This is a genomic window from Arcicella gelida (assembly GCF_034931025.1).
Classification (GTDB): Bacteria; Bacteroidota; Bacteroidia; order Cytophagales; family Spirosomataceae; genus Arcicella; species Arcicella gelida.
Genome location: NZ_JAYGIL010000015.1, coordinates 1 through 17727 on the forward strand (window position 1 = coordinate 1; position 17727 = coordinate 17727).

16 protein-coding genes are annotated in these 17727 nt (G+C 34.9%); 9 read left to right on the forward strand and 7 right to left on the reverse strand.

Translation table 11 applies throughout. The features are described from left to right. Positions 1-690 precede the first annotated feature (690 nt). The gene (recG, locus tag VB776_RS13135; protein WP_323330361.1) at positions 691-2787 is read right to left on the reverse strand and encodes an ATP-dependent DNA helicase RecG; all 2097 of its coding nucleotides are present in this window, start codon (positions 2785-2787) and stop codon (positions 691-693) included. A 249-nt stretch (positions 2788-3036) separates the two neighbouring features. On the opposite strand from recG, the gene VB776_RS13140 reads away from it, so the two are divergent. The 4 genes from VB776_RS13140 (at position 3037) to VB776_RS13155 (ending at position 7363) form a co-directional block, all read left to right on the forward strand. Then, positions 3037-5466 (forward strand): gliding motility-associated C-terminal domain-containing protein, encoded by a 2430-nt coding sequence (locus tag VB776_RS13140; RefSeq protein WP_323330363.1) that lies wholly within the window; start codon positions 3037-3039, stop codon positions 5464-5466. Positions 5467-5553: 87 nt separating this feature from the next. Further along, positions 5554-6108 (forward strand): NADH-quinone oxidoreductase subunit NuoB, encoded by a 555-nt coding sequence (gene nuoB / locus VB776_RS13145; RefSeq protein ID WP_323257304.1) that lies wholly within the window; start codon positions 5554-5556, stop codon positions 6106-6108. A gap of 5 nt (positions 6109-6113) precedes the next feature. After that, a complete protein-coding gene (locus VB776_RS13150) occupies positions 6114-6602 on the forward strand; it encodes an NADH-quinone oxidoreductase subunit C (protein ID WP_323330365.1) in 489 nt (162 codons plus the stop codon). A gap of 17 nt (positions 6603-6619) precedes the next feature. Further along, the gene (locus VB776_RS13155; RefSeq protein WP_323330367.1) at positions 6620-7363 is read left to right on the forward strand and encodes a glycosyltransferase family 2 protein; all 744 of its coding nucleotides are present in this window, start codon (positions 6620-6622) and stop codon (positions 7361-7363) included. Here the strand turns inward: VB776_RS13155 and VB776_RS13160 are convergent. The 3 genes from VB776_RS13160 to VB776_RS13170 are packed head-to-tail and all read right to left on the reverse strand — an operon-like array spanning position 7326 to position 10217. Further along, positions 7326-8117 carry a polysaccharide deacetylase family protein gene (locus tag VB776_RS13160; RefSeq protein ID WP_323330370.1) on the reverse strand — a complete coding sequence of 264 codons (792 nt, stop codon included), beginning with the start codon at positions 8115-8117 and terminating at the stop codon, positions 7326-7328. The genes VB776_RS13155 and VB776_RS13160 overlap by 38 nt on opposite strands. Further along, positions 8092-9051, reverse strand: a complete 960-nt coding sequence (locus VB776_RS13165) for a glycosyltransferase family 2 protein (RefSeq protein WP_323330372.1) — start codon at positions 9049-9051, stop codon at positions 8092-8094. Before VB776_RS13165 ends, VB776_RS13160 begins: the two co-directional genes overlap by 26 nt. Beyond that, positions 9033-10217, reverse strand: a complete 1185-nt coding sequence (locus VB776_RS13170) for a glycosyltransferase family 87 protein (protein ID WP_323330374.1) — start codon at positions 10215-10217, stop codon at positions 9033-9035. The genes VB776_RS13165 and VB776_RS13170 overlap by 19 nt, the downstream gene beginning before the upstream one ends. Positions 10218-10338: 121 nt before the next feature. Between VB776_RS13170 and VB776_RS13175 the strand changes: the two genes are divergently transcribed. The 4 genes from VB776_RS13175 (at position 10339) to VB776_RS13190 (ending at position 14133) form a co-directional block, all read left to right on the forward strand. Beyond that, positions 10339-10500 carry a hypothetical protein gene (locus VB776_RS13175; RefSeq protein WP_323330375.1) on the forward strand — a complete coding sequence of 54 codons (162 nt, stop codon included), beginning with the start codon at positions 10339-10341 and terminating at the stop codon, positions 10498-10500. A 240-nt stretch (positions 10501-10740) separates the two neighbouring features. Next, positions 10741-12576 carry an ABC transporter ATP-binding protein gene (locus VB776_RS13180; protein WP_323330377.1) on the forward strand — a complete coding sequence of 612 codons (1836 nt, stop codon included), beginning with the start codon at positions 10741-10743 and terminating at the stop codon, positions 12574-12576. Positions 12577-12861: 285 nt separating this feature from the next. Beyond that, positions 12862-13068: a cysteine-rich CWC family protein gene (locus VB776_RS13185; RefSeq protein ID WP_323330379.1), complete on the forward strand. Its 207-nt coding sequence runs from the start codon at positions 12862-12864 to the stop codon at positions 13066-13068. A 222-nt stretch (positions 13069-13290) separates the two neighbouring features. Then, complete coding sequence (locus tag VB776_RS13190) at positions 13291-14133, forward strand: endonuclease/exonuclease/phosphatase family protein (RefSeq protein ID WP_323330381.1); 843 nt, start codon at positions 13291-13293, stop codon at positions 14131-14133. 122 nt (positions 14134-14255) lie between these two features. On the opposite strand, the gene prmC is transcribed toward VB776_RS13190, so the two are convergent. Then, positions 14256-15116, reverse strand: coding sequence for a peptide chain release factor N(5)-glutamine methyltransferase (gene prmC / locus VB776_RS13195; RefSeq protein ID WP_323330383.1), 861 nt, complete (start codon positions 15114-15116; stop codon positions 14256-14258). Between the two features lie 245 nt (positions 15117-15361). Between prmC and ribD the strand changes: the two genes are divergently transcribed. Further along, on the forward strand, positions 15362-16408 hold the full coding sequence (ribD, locus tag VB776_RS13200) for a bifunctional diaminohydroxyphosphoribosylaminopyrimidine deaminase/5-amino-6-(5-phosphoribosylamino)uracil reductase RibD (protein WP_323330386.1): 1047 nt from the start codon (positions 15362-15364) through the stop codon (positions 16406-16408). Here the strand turns inward: ribD and VB776_RS13205 are convergent. Continuing rightward, positions 16392-16763, reverse strand: coding sequence for a DMT family transporter (locus VB776_RS13205; RefSeq protein ID WP_323330388.1), 372 nt, complete (start codon positions 16761-16763; stop codon positions 16392-16394). The genes ribD and VB776_RS13205 overlap by 17 nt on opposite strands. Then, on the reverse strand, positions 16764-17675 hold the full coding sequence (locus VB776_RS13210) for a sterol desaturase family protein (protein WP_323330390.1): 912 nt from the start codon (positions 17673-17675) through the stop codon (positions 16764-16766). Positions 17676-17727 lie beyond the last annotated feature (52 nt).

Sequence of the window (17727 nt, forward strand, 5' to 3'; positions counted from 1 at the left end):
AGTCAAATAAAATTGTATTTTTTTAATAAATCACCGTAAGTGAAATGAAAAATCCACCCAGAATATGAGTGGATTTTATTCTAAATCAATATCGAAAAACAATTTTCAAGGGAAGCCTATTCTGTTCAATGTTCTGAAATTAAGTCAAAGATGATTTCTATGACCTTAAAAATGAGAAGTTTTGTTCGACTTAAAAAAGAAATTACGATAAGTATTGAAGTTGAAAATACAGGATAAATAAACTTATTAATTTAATAAACGCTGTTAATTTAAATTTTCAGAAAAATTCCCATCGTTTCTTCCACTTCTAAAATTCAAAATTCAACTTTAGTGTAAGAGTAAGTCAATAGCTCGTATATAGTTAGTTACAGTGTTAACTTGCGTAAAATTTCATACTTCATCACACCAAATAAATCTATAAAATACTCATTTTACAATTTCTATTTACGGGGAACAGTACCATGTTGTTTGCAGAAGCAACTAAGCAACTGTAAAAATATAATTGCATTTTACAAAACGTTAAAATTATGACTAAGCGAAAAATCTCTTTGTTTGCTGTATTAATCTTACTTTTTTTGGTATGTATGGTAATGTCTGCCTCCGTTCTCATTTGGGGATACGTAGAGTTTGCCTCATTGCTTTTATCCGATAATTTTTAAAAGATTGCTATCCATACCAATTGTTAATCTTTTAACTAATTCTCGCCCAGTTGCTGGCATTGGCTCTTTGGTTTTCTACTTGCTCTTTTATCATAGCATTTTTGGGCAATTCTAAATCGTTGTCTTCTTCCAAAATAGCAGTTGCAGATTCTCTGGCTACTCTCAGTATTTCCCCATCTTTAGCCAAGTCGGCAATGAGCAAATCTATCACACCACTTTGTTGCGTTCCCGATAAATCGCCAGGTCCACGTAATTGTAAGTCAACATCAGCAATTTCAAAACCATCTGTTGTTCGTACCATGGTTTCTAAACGAATACGAGTATCTTTTGACAATTTTACGTCCGTCATCAAAATACAATAACTTTGCTCTGCACCACGACCAACTCGTCCACGTAATTGGTGCAATTGTGCCAAGCCAAAACGTTCGGCACTTTCTATCACCATAATTGAAGCATTCGGTACATTTACGCCAACTTCAATCACAGTAGTTGCTACCATAATTTGCGTTTCTTTTTTGATGAAACGTTGCATTTCAAAATCCTTATCAGCAGGTTTCATTTTTCCATGAACGATACTTACATGATATTCTGGAAATGCACGAACGATACTTTCATAGCCATCCGTCAGGAATTTATAATCTAATTTTTCAGATTCTTCAATCAGTGGATAAACTACATATACTTGTCGCCCTTTTTTGATTTCATCTCGCATGAAACCAAAAACATTCAAACGATGCGAGTCGTAGCGATGGACAGTTTTAATCGGTTTTCGTCCTTTAGGTAGTTCATCAATGATTGAAACATCTAAATCTCCATAAAGTGTCATCGCCAAAGTTCTTGGAATTGGCGTAGCTGTCATCACCAAAATATGTGGATGTATCACTGAATTTTTCTCCCAAAGTTTTGCACGTTGTGCTACGCCAAAGCGATGTTGTTCATCAATTACGACAAAACCTAAATTCTGAAATTGTACAATATCTTCCAAAATGGCATGCGTACCAACAAGTATTTTGAGCGAACCATCCAGCAAACCTTCATGAATAATACCACGAGCTTTTTTACGAACAGAACCTGTTAATTTATCAATTTTAATACCAAGACTTTCGGCAAAATCTTTTAAACCTTGATAGTGCTGGTCAGCTAAAATTTCAGTAGGAGCAATGATACAAGCCTGTGTCCCATTACTGATTGCCAAAAGCATACAAATAAATGCGACAATGGTTTTACCAGAACCCACATCTCCTTGCAATAATCGGTTCATTTGTTTGCCCGATTTCATATCTTCAAAAATCTCTTTAATTACTTTCTTTTGAGCATTGGTTAAATCAAAAGGTAAGTGATTTTTGTAGAATTCTGTCACCAAACTTGTACTCTTAAATACTTGTCCGTTGTAATCAATTCTTCGGCTCAACTTTTGTTTGATAAGTCTGAGCTGATTATAAAAAAGTTCTTCAAACTTCAATCTACGTTTTGCTTGATGTAGCCAAGCTTCTGATTGTGGAAGATGAATGTTATAAACAGCATCTTTTTTTTCAACCAAACGGAATTTTAGTCTGAGATTATCAGGAAGCGTTTCTCGGATTTTATCGTAAGCCAAATCCAACAAATTGCGTTGCATAGTCGCAATTACTTTTGAGTCGATATAACGTTTTTTGAGCTTTTCAGTTAAACTATAAACAGGCTGAAAGTAACCACCTTTTTCATTGATAGGATTTGGTAATTCCATTTCTGGATGTTGCATTTGCGGGCGACCTTGAAAAAAAGCAGGTTTTCCATAAATGATATATTCAGTACTAGGTCTTAATTTTTTCTCTAAAAAACTTACTCCTTGAAACCAAGTAAGTTCCATTGAGCCTGTTCCATCCGAAAACTGAGCCGTCAATCTGGCTTTGTGTCCTTCGCCAATTTTTTCTACAAAATGTAGTCTCCCTTTAATTTGGGCAACATCCATACCATCATATAAGTCGGAAATTTTATGAAACTTAGTGCGGTCTTCGTAGCGAAAAGGATAGTATTGAATTAAATCTCCATAGGTGAAAATTTGTAGTTCGGTATTCAATAGTAAAGCTCTTGCAGCACCTACTCCTTTGAGAAATTCTATACGAGTATCGAAAAAATTGTTTTGCATAATTTACACTTAATTGCAACGTTATTAGTAAGTTAGTAGTCTTAAATGTATCCTTACAGATTATCCCTTCAATCGTTCTTCTCTCTATCAAACACATAATTTTTATTACCAAGAAAAAACAATTATGTGAAAATACTGATTTTTAAATCAAAATACTCAAGACCTTCCCCTCATAATTCGCCTAAATATCCTTCATACCTTTTTATTTCTACTTTTTGAATACTCAATATGCTCTGAAATCCAAAAACTATGAAGAAAATTTACAGCATTTTTATACTGTTTACGTGCCTTTTATTGAGCTTTGAACTTAAAGCTAGTCATATTCTTGGAGGGAATTTTAGCCTTGTCAGAGGGAGTACACATGGTGCATTTACTTTAACGATGCACGTGTATTTTGATAAAGTACGTAGAACCCCTAATCAGGAAGATAATGGATTAAAAGTTGGTATTTTTAGGAAAAGAGACAATGTTCTGATGAGAACGCTAGTTTTATTTGCTAATGATTTGAATGGACAACCATTTGTTTACAACAACGCCGCTTGTGCTACTACTCAAGGCTTAGATATTGTCAATATTACTTATACACAAAATTTACAGCTAGACCCAACTCAATATACTGATGCAGAAGGTTATTATATTATACATGATAGATGTTGTAGAAATGTAGCTAATAATATTCGTAACTCAGAAAATACTGGCATGCTGTTTTATTTGGAGTTTCCAGCTTTAAAGAAAAATGGAGCAGATTTTGTTAATTCTTCTCCAGAGTTTTCTTTTCCTAAAGGTGAATATATTTGTAAAGGACAGCCATTTAGTTTTGATAATTCTGCTACAGATGCCGATGGCGACCAATTGCGTTACTCTTTTGTAACACCTTACAGAGGGTTTAGCTCACCAGGAATGAATGGTACTCCTAACCCAATTGGCTCTTCTAATATGCCAACTATTACATGGAATAGTGGATATAGTGCTACAACTGCCATTCCAGCGGAAAGCCCAGGCATGAAGATTGATAATCAAGGAATAATTACGCTCACGGCTACCGAACTTGGGCTTTTTGTCTATTCTGTTTTGGTTGAAGAAATACGAAACGGCGTAGTGATTGGTCAGACCCGAAGGGATTTTCAATTGAAAGTAATAGACTGTTTTGATGCTCCAGCAAAACCTGCTGTTTTTAGAGATTTAGCTCCTGTGAAAATTCATGCAACCACGATTGATTTCTGTCATTATGGTTTTGTAGAACTCGCTACTGAAATTAATGTAAGATATACCTATCAATGGCAAAAAGACAATGTTAATCTAGCCAACGAAAATCGCTATAAAATTAGAGTGGATGAGCCTGGGAAATATACTGTGATTATTGGCTACAATACAGGTTGTAGCGAAACATCAACTTCTGATGAAACCATCGTAAAAAAAGTAACAGGGGAACAATATGCTATTAGTCCTGATGAAAAAAAGGTTTGTCTTGATGAGATTCCAGTTAAACTAACGATTCAAAAACAAGATGGAAGTACTTTTGCGACAAGTGCGTATAGTTATTCTTGGACTCGTAATAGTTTTGATGTTCCAAACAGTGATAGTCACGAAATGGAAGTTAGTATTTCTGGAGAATATCGGGCAAGAATGACTCAAATTGGAGGTATTTGCGAATATGAACCAATTACTAAAGTAACAGTTTATGCTTTACCTGATGCTTTGTTTACAAACCGAATTGATAAAAAGGTAATCTGCGATGGAGAAAGTATTCCATTAATTGCTAATCAAGGCTACAATTTAAAGTATGATTGGTATAAAGATGATGTTTCCATTCAAAATTCAGCCGATAATAAATTTGATGTGAAAACTTCAGGTATTTACAAAGTACAGGTTACGGATGAAAACAATTGTAAAAAAATGTCGGATACTTTAAAACTGACAGTCAATCCATTAACGACCATCAAATTTGATACAATTTCCCCCTTTTGTGGTACGGCAAATCTGAAACTTGATTTACTAAATTATGTTACCCCTTATGATGCAACGATGGCAAAATTCATAGGTAGAGGAGTAAATGGCACTACTTTTTCTCCTTTGATTTATGGTGCTTCGCCCATTACTTATCAATATACCAATGGTTTTGGTTGTGTTTCTAAAATCACTAGAATCACTTTTGTGGATTTGCCCCCCAAAGTATTATTGGGCAACGATGTAGTGATTTTCAGAGGAGATACTATTACGCTAAAAAGCCAAGCAAGCGGAGGTTTTGATAATAATCTAACTTACGAATGGTCGCCAGCCAATAGTTTAAATAATGCTAATATTCCAACGCCAATAGCTTCGCCAATTGCAGATACTGAATATACATTAAAAGTAACCTCATCCCTAAGTAATTGTACCAATACTGATGATATTTTGGTGAAAGTAAAAGCAAAAATTATTGTTCCTTCAGGTTTTACTCCTAACGAAGACAATGTGAATGATGTTTGGGTGTTGGAAGGAATCGAAGAATATCCCAATGCTGAAGTGAAAATTTATAACCGTTGGGGAAGTGAAATTTTTAGCACAATAAATTATTCGTCCAATCCTTTTAATGGGCGAAAAGACAGTGAAAATTTGCCAGCAGCTACTTATTATTACGTCATCAAAGCAGATGATGACATTCGTCCAATTACAGGATATTTAACCATTGTTCGATAATTTTTGAGAATAAACCAATAAAATGCAGGATTGAGATTAAATTTGCAGTTCGGGATAAGTTATTTTATCCTCAAAATCTAAATCATTATGCAAGGATTACTCGATCAACAGTTCAATGAAGGCGGTGTTGTAATTACCAAAGTAGATGACCTCATCAATTGGGCAAGGCTTAGCTCGCTTTGGCCTATGGGTTTTGGTTTGGCTTGTTGTGCTATTGAAATGATGCAAACGATGGCTTCTGGCTATGATTTAGACCGTTTTGGGGTTTTTCCGAGACCTTCGCCACGCCAGTCAGATGTGATGATTGTAGCAGGAACAGTTACTTTCAAAATGGCTGATAGAATTCGTCGCCTTTATGAACAAATGCCCGAACCTCGTTATGTAATTTCGATGGGAAGTTGTTCAAATTGTGGAGGTCCTTACTGGGAACATGGTTATCACGTTGTAAAAGGTGTTGACAGAATTATTCCAGTAGATGTATATGTGCCAGGTTGTCCACCTCGTCCAGAAGCTTTAATTGGTGGTTTTTTACAGTTGCAAGAAAAAATCAGAAATGAAAGCTTGGTTGCTCCTAAAGCATTATTAGAAATGGAAGCAGAAGAGGCAAGAAACCAAAAACCAGCCTTTGCTGTGAAAGCATAAACAAGATGAACATAGAGAACTTTAAAAATATTCTGATAGAAAAATTCGGAGAAGCGATCATACTTCAATCCGATTACCAAAGTATTACAGTACCCACGGCAAATATTGCAGAGGTGTGCAATTTGATGCTTGAACATGAAGAATGTTATTTCGATATGCTTTCTTGTTTGACGGCTTTAGATAATGGTGTGGATAAAGGTACGATGGAAGTAATTTATAATTTGTACTCCATTCCCTACGAACATAAATTGATGCTGAAAGTGATTTTTCCAAGAAATGAAAAAGGCGAAGCTTTACCAGAAGTACCAACAGTAAGCCATATTTGGAAAACGGCTGATTGGCACGAAAGAGAAGCTTTTGATTTAGTAGGAATTAATTTTATAGGTCATCCAGATTTACGAAGAATTCTTTTGCCAGAAGATTGGGACGGGCATCCGCTCAGAAAAGATTACCAAGCACAAGAATATTATCACGGCATTCAAGTAAAGTATTGATTTCAATTTAAAACCAAATGAAAATTAGCGTAGTTCTGATTACTTTTAATTCTGAAAAAACACTGGCTAAAGTATTGGAAGCCGTTACTTGGGCAGATGAAATTGTGCTGGTGGATTCTGGAAGTAGTGATAAAACGCTAAAAATTGCTGAAGTTTTTAAGGCAAAAGTAATATACCGAAAGTTTGATAATTATGGTAGTCAAAAGAATTTTGCTACACTTCAAGCATCAAACGATTGGATTCTTTCTTTAGACGATGATGAAATTTTAAGTACTGAATTACAAACAGAAATTCAGAATTTATCCCTTGAAAATACTGAATTTCAAGCGTATAAAATCCCTCGCTCTCTGATTTTTCTTGGTAAATTATTGCGTTTTAGTGGCGAATACAAAAGACTTACGCTACGACTTTTCAACAGAAATTTCGGCAATTGGAATACTGAACACGTTCACGAAAGTGTGGAAATAAAAGGGAAAATTGGTGTGTTAGCGAATCATATTTTACACGATAGTTATCGTGATTTGACGGATTACTTCAATAAATTCAATAAATATACTTCGCTCGGAGCAAAAACGTTGGCGGAACGTGGAAAGAAAGCTTCCGTTTCAACCATCGTTTTGCGTTTCCCGATTACTTTCCTAAAAGTTTACTTCCTAAAAGCCGCCTGTTTAGATGGCTACGCTGGTTTTATGTGGGCATTGCTTTCGGCGATGAACCCCGTCATTAAATATGCGAAACTGAAGGAATCAGAAAGTCTTTAGTCGTTTTAAATTCAAAACCTTCTTTTTGTAAAAAAGCCATCAATTTATCGAATCGCTCCAACATTTTTTTGCCGTTATTTCTGTGCAAATAAAATGGATACTTAGCTCCGTTGGGCAAATCTGTATAATCGGTAAACTCCCAAGGATGAAAGTATAAATGCAAATAACCATCAGCTTCCACTACTTTTTTGCATAAGTAAAAGAAGTAAGACAATGGAAAATTATGAAAAGCAATCCAAAACAAAGGTACACGCCAAGCAGGCGAAACCGAAGCTGGAAAATGAATTAAATCATTTTCAGTAAAAAAGGTACGAGAAATATGTCGGTAATCGTATCGTCCCGGCAAATAAGTCGGATTGATAGAAGCATTATACAAATAACCCGCTTCCAACAAATCAGCATCCGAAACGGGTGCCATTCTTGGCATTCTAAAACCTACAACTTCTTTTTGCGTAATGTTTTCTAAAATAGCTTTAGAAGTACTCAAATCCTCTTTTTTATGACTTGAATGATAATGATTATGCGAAGCAATTTCATGCTTTTTGCTTAAATCTTTGATTTGTTCGGTTTTTGCCAAAGCGTAAACGCCCGTGCAATAAAACGTTGCGGAGGCATTGTACTTGTCCAAAACAGAGGTAATGGTTTGTAAACCTTGATTAGAAGTAGCGATTTGTTCATCCATCGCAGGTTTTCCACCATATTCAAAAGGCATATCAAACTCTTCTACATCAAAACTCAACAAGGCTATTTTCATGAATATTTTGTTCTTGTATAATGTACAAAGGTCTTTCTTTATTTTGGATTAAAATTTTACCAATATAAATTCCTAAAACACCGAGTACAATTAAATTTAATCCTCCAAAAAAGGCAATCGTCATTAAGATTGAAGCCCAACCGTCAACAGCCTGCCCGATTGCAAAACTATAAAGTACATAAGGCAAATACAAAAATGACATCAATGCAAAAAAGAAACCAATATAAATTGCAGTATAAAGTGGTTTGATACTGAACGAAGTAATGCCCGCCAAAGCCAACCGCATCATTTTAGCGAAAGTATATTTACTTTCTCCAGCAAAACGCTTGTTAGCTTTGTATTTTATGGTGGCTTGGTCGTAGCCAATCCATTGAATCATTCCTCTTAAAAAAACATCTTGTTCTTTGGTGTTTTTTAAGGTTTCTGTTACTTGTCGGTCGATTAAACGGAAATCAGCCTGACCAGGTTCTAACTTTAAATCGCTTACTTTATTCAATACTTGATAAAAACCTTTGCTTGACTGTTTTTTGAACCATGATAAATCTTGGTCTTCTTCACGAAGTGTATTGACCATGTTCACTTTTTTCTTCAACCAAAGGTCAATCAATTCGGGAATCATCTCAGGCGGATGTTGCAAATCGCTATCCATCATAATAATGGCGTCGGCATTGATGGTATCAATGCCAGCTTTTAAAGCAATTTGTTGTCCGAAATTCCTAGAAAAGGAAAGATATTTAACGGATTCATCTTTCTTCGCTAATGTTCTAATTACCGAAAGCGTATCATCTTTACTGCCATCGTTTACAAAACAAAACTCAAAGGAATAAGGAAGTTTATCAATTACTTTTTTTACGGCATGATAAAAAACTAAAAGGTTTTCACCTTCATTGTACGCTGCCGAGAGGATACAAATGTTTAGTCTTGATTGATCCATAATGTTTTAATTTCTGAGGTTTCATCGAATAAGAGTTGGTAAACACAAGCAAACCAAACCAAACAACATGGAAAGGCTTTGATTGAATACAAAATGATTTTCATTCGTAACCAATCTGGAAAAACATCGGTTGCCGTAAGGGAAGTCACGAGCGTAACATTAATCAGTAAAATCCAAACCCATTTTTGTATCGGAAAATCCTGAGTGATAAACCAAATTGCCACACCCGTTACTGCAATAATAAATGTTGGAGATTCGGATGAAGAAGAAAAAATAACTACAAAAATGGACAGGGAGGCAAGGAATCTTAATTGAAAGAGTAAGTTTTTATATTGTTTAAATCTTAATAAAGGAAGTATTTGTAAAATAAAGCCTGGAATGATAAAAAATAGATTAGATAGCTGTGGGAAACCGCCTACTCGTCTCACCAAACCCATTAGCGAAACATCTTGCATACTTGTTCCCATACCATTTGCTACTCCTTGATTTTGGATGTTTTTATGCACCAAGCTGTTGAACCAATCGAAGTAAGATTGCACAACAAACGACGGGGAACTAATTGCCATCGGTAACACAAACAGTACTATTGCCCATAAAAAACAATAAGCAATGTATTTGATTTTACTTTCTGAAAATACCCAGAATGCTAAACCAACAATTCCGTACAGTTTCACAAAAGCACCAAGCATTACGAACAATGTAGCCCAAATTACTTGGTCTTTTTTAACAAAATGCCAAGAGAAAATAATAAAAGCTACTACTGTAGCATTAACCTGAGCACTGTGTGCTGCGGTATTTAAATCTACCAAGCAAATAGCCAGTAAAATCCATTGGTAAGCAGGTTTTATAGGTAAAAGCGTAAGTGCTTTATAGAGTGCAAATGCTTGTAAACAATTCCAGAGAGGTATGCCAAAACCTTTAGGAATAAAAGTAAATGGCATAATAATAAGACTAAACAAAGGACCGTAATGATTGCTGTCAAAATATTCCTGTGGATAAAAATCATACAAATTGATACCCGCCACCAAGTGGTGGTAAACACCTATAAAAATATTATAATTATTAACTTCACCTAGTCGCCACTTTAGAAAGCCTGCAAGTAGGGGCGTGAAAAACCATAAAAATGGAAAGAGCTTTCGCTTATCTTTAAATAGAGAAAATGTCATTTTAATCGGTATATATTTATATTAGCAATTAGTACTTTATCATAAAAATCTTCCTTAATCGACCTGACTTTTGGGTATTCTTCCAATATTTTAGCCAGAAAAATTATAACAAAGTGCTATAATGGACGCTAATTCGGTCGAGAAGGTTGGATTTGAAACAATAAAAAGAGTGAAAGAAATGCTGAATAGCATTACAAGGAAAGGTTTGGTTCGAGAAAACCTTTTGCCAGAAAGAATAGAAAGTAAATTCTACCTCATAAAACCTCAACCCGAAAACAGGTAAAGGTCTTAATGGTTGTAAAGACATTTTCATAAAAGCAATTAGTATATTAAAGAGATTTCAAAGCCTTAGTGAGAGCTTATATACAAAACTAGTATTAATCTTTTACAATTTAGTGATTTTTTAGCGAATCCTTAAAGTACTATTTTACAGATATAATGTTCTAGGAAAATAGTCAACACATTTTTACTAAATTTGTATGAGTTATTTTTAATTAACGTTCAAAATCTGAAACAATTTTCATTGAAAACTTACTTTCGTATTCTTCAATATGCTGAGTCTTTAAGAGCCTTTGCATTTCCATATTTTATACTTTCATTGCTCGCAAGCTTATTTGGTATTCTTAATTTTACTTTACTAATTCCTTTACTTGATGTTCTTTTTGATAAAGTGCAAGCTGCTGATTTACAGAAATTTAGTATAAAACCTGAGTTTTCTCTTGAATCAGATTACTTTAAAGAAATCTTCAATTATTACTTCTATCAAATCATTGGTTTGTATGGTAGAATGGGTGCGTTGAAATTTGCCTGTGTTGCCATTGTAGTATCGGTAGTTTGTTCTAATATTTTTAGGTATTTCTCTCAAAGAATTCTTAAAACAGTAGAAGCACAAACCATTGCTTCATTACGTCAAGCCATTTTTGAAAAGACACTTAACCTACATTTTGGTTTCTTCAATAATGAAAGAAAAGGGAACCTGATGGCACATCTCACTACCGACGTTCAAGAAGTAGAAAACTCTGTCGGTAGAGCTTTTACAGCAAGTTTTAAAGAAGTATTTACTTTGGTAATGTACTTTGTTTTTTTGTTCAATATGTCGGTGAAGCTGACGCTTTTCTCATTATTAATTTTACCAATCTCTGGTGGAGTAATTGCCACGATAAGTCGTCGTTTACGTCGTGCCGCTCGTGAAGTACAGGAACGCCAAAGTGCCATGATTGGCACGCTTGATGAAGTATTCGGCGGAATGAGAATTGTAAAGGGTTTCAATGCTGAAAAAGTAGTAGCTGAAAAATTCAAGGAGCAAAATTATGGTTACAAATCAGCGGTATTACGCATGGTCTATCGTCAAGAAATGACTTCTCCAGTTTCAGAAGCTTTGGGAGTAACCGTTATTGCTGGAATTTTATTGTATGGCGGTTCTTTGGTGATTAATAACGACGAAAGTTTGAGTGCTTCTACTTTTATTTCATTCATTATTCTGTTTTCGCAAGTAATGCGACCAGCCAAAGTAATTGCGGATGCTTTTAGTGGTGTACAAAGAGGCATTGCTTCGGCAGAAAGAATCTTGAAATTGATTGATACAGTTCCTGCCATTCAAGATGCGAAAGATGCTGTTGCCATTCCAGAATTTAAGGAAGAAATAGAATTCAAAAATGTAAGTTTTGAATACCAAGAAGGTAGAAAAGTACTAGATAATATTTCTTTCAAAATCCAAAAAGGAAAAACCATTGCTTTGGTGGGAACTTCGGGCGGAGGAAAATCAACCCTAGCCGACCTTGTACCAAGATTTTATGACCCGACGGAGGGACAAATTTTAATGGACGGTATCGACCTAAAACAAATCCAACAGGCTTCATTGAGCAAGCAAATCGGTATCGTTACCCAAGAATCTATTTTGTTTAATGATACCGTTGCGAACAATATTACTTTCGGTTCAGTAGCGACGGATGCCCAAATTGAAGAAGCTGCGAAGATTGCCAATGCACATCAATATATTTCACAATTGGCTGATGGCTACCAAACTTTTATTGGCGACCGAGGAGGACGTTTGTCGGGCGGACAACGCCAGCGTTTGAGTATCGCAAGAGCAGTTTTGAAAAATCCTCCGATTTTAATTTTGGACGAAGCTACCTCTGCTTTAGATACTGAATCAGAAAAGTTAGTGCAAGAAGCCCTGACGCACTTGATGAAAAATCGTACAACTTTGGTAATTGCCCATAGACTGAGTACAATTCAACATGCAGATGAAATTTTGGTCATCAATCATGGTAAAATTGTAGAAAGAGGAACGCATAACGAGCTTTTGGCAAATGAAAATGGTTTTTATAAAAAGTTGAATAGCATGCAGGAAATATAAAGCGACTAAGAGGAAGATTCAATAGCCTCAGCGGAAAATTATTTCTGGATTGTGTAAGATTCAATAGCTTCAGCGGAAAAATATTTCTGGATTGTGTAAGATTCAATAGCCTCAGCGGAAAATTATTTCTGGATTGTGTAAGATTCAATAGTCTCAGAGGAAAATTATTTTTGAATTGTGTAAGATTAAATAGTCTCAGCGGAAAAATATTTCTGGATTGTGTAAAATTCAAAGTAAAAGACAAGACAGTAGCACGAGTTTCCAACTCGTAAAACAAGAAAAATCATGGAAAAACACGCTCAAGAAAGTTGTCCAAGATGCCAGAAACTGTTTACCTGCAAAGTAAACAACATTCTACAATGCGACTGCATGAAAGTAAATCTCACAAAAAAGCAAATAGAATACATCGCCGACGTCAGTCAATGGGAATTTGACGGAGCTTGTTTGTGCAATAATTGTTTAGAAGAACTGAAAGCGATTTCAGATTTGTGATTTCGGAAGTTGGATTTTTAAATAGATACTATACTCCAACCTTCCGCCTAAAATCTTACTTCTTTCGTTTTAATCTTCTGTCTTGATTCTTTCATCTTAAATCTTCTGTCTTACTTCTTGTCTCTTACTTCTCAACATTCTTTACACAAATTTTATCCATATCAGGGCAAGCCTATGATTGGAAATGAATAGTTTTGCTGAAAATATCCAAACAATCAGCAAATGAAAAAAACTTTCTATTCTCTGCTATTAATACTTTTGATAAGTACTTCTATGAGCAGTTTTTCTCAGCAAAAAATCAATATAATGACCTTCAATATCCGTCTGGAAACAGTACAAGATGGTGAAAACCAATGGTCAAAACGCAAAGAAAACCTTGCCAGTATGCTTGAATTTTACGAAGCAGATATTTGTGGAATGCAAGAAGTATTAGTCGGACAAATCAGAAACCTAAGTACTTTATTACCAAGCTATGCTTATGTAGGCGTTGGGCGTGATGATGGTAAAGAAGCAGGCGAATTTTCTCCTATTTTTTACAGAAAAGACAAATTTACAGTCTTAGAAAGCAATACATTTTGGTTAAGTCAAACGCCAGAAACACCCAGTAAAAGTTGGGATGCAGCTTTGAATCGTGTGGTGACTTATGCCAAATTCAAAGACAATAAAACAAAAAAAGTATTCTATGTTTTCAACACACACTTCGACCATATCGGACAAGTAGCTCGCCGTGAAAGTGCAAAAATGTTAGTCGCAAAAATCAAGGCAATCGACCCGAAAATACCAGTGATTTTGACAGGAGATTTCAATAGTACGCCACAAGAAGAGCCAACTATCATTATTAACGAAGGTTTGATAGATGCACAGAAAGTAACCAAACAGCCGCATTTCGGACCAATCAGTACATTTAATGGTTTTCAGGCAAAAGAAATTGAAGGAAAATTGATTGACTATATTTTCCTGAACACTGATAAAATTAAAGTATTAAAACACGGAACATTAAGCAATACTTGGGGCGGTCGTTTTGCTTCAGATCATCATGCAGTGTTTGCGGAATTAATGTTTTAGTTTTTGTTGGCTTTCGGTCTTCGGAAGTCGGATTTCAGATTTTAAAATGATTAATTTTAGATAAGTAAAAAATCTGAAATCCGACATCCGAAAGCCGAAGACCGAAATCCGACAGCTAACCGCTATATCATCGCTTTCACCATTCTATCTTTCCCAAAGAAATCCTTGATTACTTCTACACTTTTAAAACCTTCTTTCCAGAACAAATCAGCCGTTTCAATCCCAAAAGCTTGATTAATTTCTACGATACAAAAACCATTTTCAGTCAAATGTTTTTTAGCAAATTTGGCAATAGCTTTATAAAAAATTAGCGGATTATCGTCTTCCACAAACAGTGCTAAATGCGGTTCAAAATCCAGTACATGATGTTCCATTTCCTGTTTTTCAAAGTTTGTAACATAAGGTGGATTTGAAAGAATAATATCAAAAACAGGTAAAGAATCGTGGATTGATTCATCCAAGAAATCAACCTTTTCAAAGTTTATTGTTACTTCATTCAATACAGCATTTTGCTTTGCCATTTTCAAAGCTTCCTCCGAAATATCAAAAGCCGTAACAACGGAATGTTGAATATTAGCAGCCGTCGAAATCGCAATACAGCCTGTTCCTGTACCAATATCTAATATTTTGGGAGACGAAGAAATGAGTTGCTTTTTAACTAAATCTTGAAAAGTATGAATCGTTAATTCAACCAGTTCTTCTGTTTCTGGTCGTGGAATTAAAGTAGCAGGACTTACTTTAAAAACTCTACCATAAAATTCTGTTTCGCCAATAATGTATTGAACAGGTTCATGTTGTTTGATTCTATGAATAATTGCTTGATAATCGAAAGTTTTTTTCAGCGGATTGTCTAATAAAATATCCGTTTTAGAAATACCTTGAAAGTATTCTAAAAGTAAATAAACGATGCTTTTCGCTTCGTTTTCATCGTAAACAGCCTTAATTTCGGAGAAAAGTTCTTGGAATATTTTTTTAGTGGACATACAGGTTAGGTATGAGTTATGAATTATGAGTGAGGAGTTTATTGTGTAATAACATGATTTACTACTTGTATTCGTATTTTTTGCTTGATTACTGAACAAATTCAAAAATAACGTAGTATTTCAAAGAAAAATGATGAAACTATTATCCTTTTTTCTATTAGCAGGCGAATTAATTCGCCTGCTAATAGAAATTTGTCTAGGAATAAGATTTTTTACTTTTATAGAGTAACAATCAATAAACATTTATGCAAAGTTACGAAGAATATTACGCCAAGCCTGCTGAAATGTGGATGGCTCGTGCATTACAATTGGCTCGTTTGGGTGCGGGAACGGTTTCGCCGAATCCGATGGTGGGCTGTGTGATTGTGCATGAAGGCAAAATTATTGGCGAAGGATGGCATAAAAAATATGGCGAAGCTCACGCAGAAGTAAATGCCGTGAACTCGGTTGAAGATAAATCATTGTTGTCCGAATCGGAAGTTTATGTGACGCTTGAGCCATGTTCGCACTTCGGGAAAACGCCTCCTTGTGCAGATTTACTGGTAAAACATCAAGTAAAAAAAGTAATTATTTGTAATGTAGATTCAAATCCATTGGTCGGTGGAAAAGGAATTGCCAAACTAAAAGCCGCTGGAATCGAAGTAGAAACGGGAGTTTTGGAAGCAGAAGGAAGAGCTTTGAACAAACGTTTTTTTACTTCAATTGAGAAAAATCGACCATACATTATTTTAAAATGGGCTGAAACGGCTGATGGTTTTATTGCCAAAGAAAACTTTGAGGCTGTACAGATTTCCAATCCACTTTCCAGAAGGTTTGTGCATAAAATGAGAAGTGATGAAGATGCTATAATGATCGGCACAAATACTGCTCGTTACGATAATCCAGCGTTGAATACTCGCTTTTGGACGGGCAAAAATCCTTTAAGAATTGTGTTAGACAAGAACCTTAGTTTGCCTAAATCCTTAAAGATTTTCGATAACTCTCAGCCAACGATTTGCTATAATTTGCTTGAAAATAAAGTAATTGAAAATACTTCTTTTGTGAAAATTGAAGAAGAAGATTTACTCAAAAACATTATTCAAGATTTAGCCACAAGAAAAGTTCAATCGCTGATTGTGGAAGGAGGAAGTACTTTGCTTCAAAGTTTTATTGATGCCAAATTTTGGGACGAAGCCATCGTTTTGAAAAGTAAAAAAGCATTACAATCGGGCATTTTAGCACCGAAAATTGAAGGAAGTATTAGCAATTTTTCAGATTTAGATACGGATAAATTGATTACGATTTTCCGCTAACGACTTTCAAACCCACAATTCCAACGGTAATTAACATTAAGAAAAAAGCTTCTACCCAATTGAGTTTTTCGTGAAAGAAAAGTATTTCGGCAATTTTGATGAAGATTAAAGCCGAGGCTGTCCACACAGCCATTGCAGTTGCAGTAGGAATAGTTTTCAGTGCAATCGAAAAAAAGTAAATATTGCCAATCCCAAAAACGATATAACCCAATAAAGGAATAATTTTTAGAATCCCTTCCATCTCCAAATACTTGTGGAGTGGAAGGGATTTTATATCTTTAAAACTGAGGAATTTCAGCGAAAATGTCCATGCTGATTCAAATAAAGCAGCAATTAAAATATAAATCCAAGCCATTTATTTGAGATCAGAATGATGATTATGAGATTCTGGTTTTTCTTCGTTTTTGTGTTGTTCTATACTACGATAATTCATCGTGGAGTTTTCAACCAAAAAGTAATGTTCAATATCTTCCATCCAATGCGTAATTTTCTTTAAAATATTCGGACGCAAGTTGTAATACCAAGCAAACCATTTGTAGCGAAGTAATTTCTTTTCATCAAAACGCTTTACTGAAAAAGCATGTTGCAAGAAATAATCTTTCGGATAATCATAGTACAAACCCCAGTTTTCACGCTCATTTCCTGGTTTATGTCCTGGAAAGTATGCAGTGCCGAAAAGGTAATCCCAAAAAGCAAATTTGGTAGAAAAATTAGCATGAAATACTTCTTGATAATTGGCGTGATGCCATAAGTGTAATTCTGGTGAATTGAAAATATACTTCCATTTGCCCATTTTTACATTAATATTGGCATGAATAAACATACCAAAAACAGCATCTAATAAGGCTTTAATCGGTAAAACAGCTGGGTCGGCACCAAGTACGATAATGGGTAAAAATTCTATCGTTTGATTAATGATAATTTCCACAATATGTGAACGTGAACCTTCTAAAAAATCTACTTCTTTACCCGAATGATGTGCTTCGTGGGTTCTCCAGAAAAATTTATTGGCGTGTTGTAAACGATGAAACCAATAAATATAAAAATCGTGTGTAATCAAAAAGAAAAGTACTTGAGCTGGAATAGACCAATGCTTGACAAATTGATAATCAGACCAATCGAAATGAACATTAATCGGTTGAATGATATAATCAAAAATAAGGATTTTAAGAAAGTAACTTTGAATGATTGTGTACCAAACCAAATCCACCCAAAAGCCTTCTCTGAAAAATTTGAGTCCTTTTCGATAAGGATAAAGCCTCTCCATCAGGATGATGAAAATTATCCAACATACAAGTATCGAAGTGGTTATTGTTAAG

Excerpts from the sequence above, each read along its gene's own strand:
- recG (WP_323330361.1), bottom strand. The coding sequence starts at position 2,787 with ATGCAAAACAATTTTTTCGATACTCGTATAGAATTTCTCAAAGGAGTA.
- VB776_RS13140 (WP_323330363.1), top strand. The coding sequence starts at position 3,037 with ATGAAGAAAATTTACAGCATTTTTATACTGTTTACGTGCCTTTTATTG.
- nuoB (WP_323257304.1), top strand. The coding sequence starts at position 5,554 with ATGCAAGGATTACTCGATCAACAGTTCAATGAAGGCGGTGTTGTAATT.
- VB776_RS13150 (WP_323330365.1), top strand. The coding sequence starts at position 6,114 with ATGAACATAGAGAACTTTAAAAATATTCTGATAGAAAAATTCGGAGAA.
- VB776_RS13155 (WP_323330367.1), top strand. The coding sequence starts at position 6,620 with ATGAAAATTAGCGTAGTTCTGATTACTTTTAATTCTGAAAAAACACTG.
- VB776_RS13160 (WP_323330370.1), bottom strand. The coding sequence starts at position 8,117 with ATGAAAATAGCCTTGTTGAGTTTTGATGTAGAAGAGTTTGATATGCCT.
- VB776_RS13165 (WP_323330372.1), bottom strand. The coding sequence starts at position 9,051 with ATGGATCAATCAAGACTAAACATTTGTATCCTCTCGGCAGCGTACAAT.
- VB776_RS13170 (WP_323330374.1), bottom strand. The coding sequence starts at position 10,217 with ATGACATTTTCTCTATTTAAAGATAAGCGAAAGCTCTTTCCATTTTTA.
- VB776_RS13175 (WP_323330375.1), top strand. The coding sequence starts at position 10,339 with ATGGACGCTAATTCGGTCGAGAAGGTTGGATTTGAAACAATAAAAAGA.
- VB776_RS13185 (WP_323330379.1), top strand. The coding sequence starts at position 12,862 with ATGGAAAAACACGCTCAAGAAAGTTGTCCAAGATGCCAGAAACTGTTT.
- VB776_RS13190 (WP_323330381.1), top strand. The coding sequence starts at position 13,291 with ATGAAAAAAACTTTCTATTCTCTGCTATTAATACTTTTGATAAGTACT.
- prmC (WP_323330383.1), bottom strand. The coding sequence starts at position 15,116 with ATGTCCACTAAAAAAATATTCCAAGAACTTTTCTCCGAAATTAAGGCT.
- ribD (WP_323330386.1), top strand. The coding sequence starts at position 15,362 with ATGCAAAGTTACGAAGAATATTACGCCAAGCCTGCTGAAATGTGGATG.
- VB776_RS13205 (WP_323330388.1), bottom strand. The coding sequence starts at position 16,763 with ATGGCTTGGATTTATATTTTAATTGCTGCTTTATTTGAATCAGCATGG.
- VB776_RS13210 (WP_323330390.1), bottom strand. The coding sequence starts at position 17,675 with ATGGAGAGGCTTTATCCTTATCGAAAAGGACTCAAATTTTTCAGAGAA.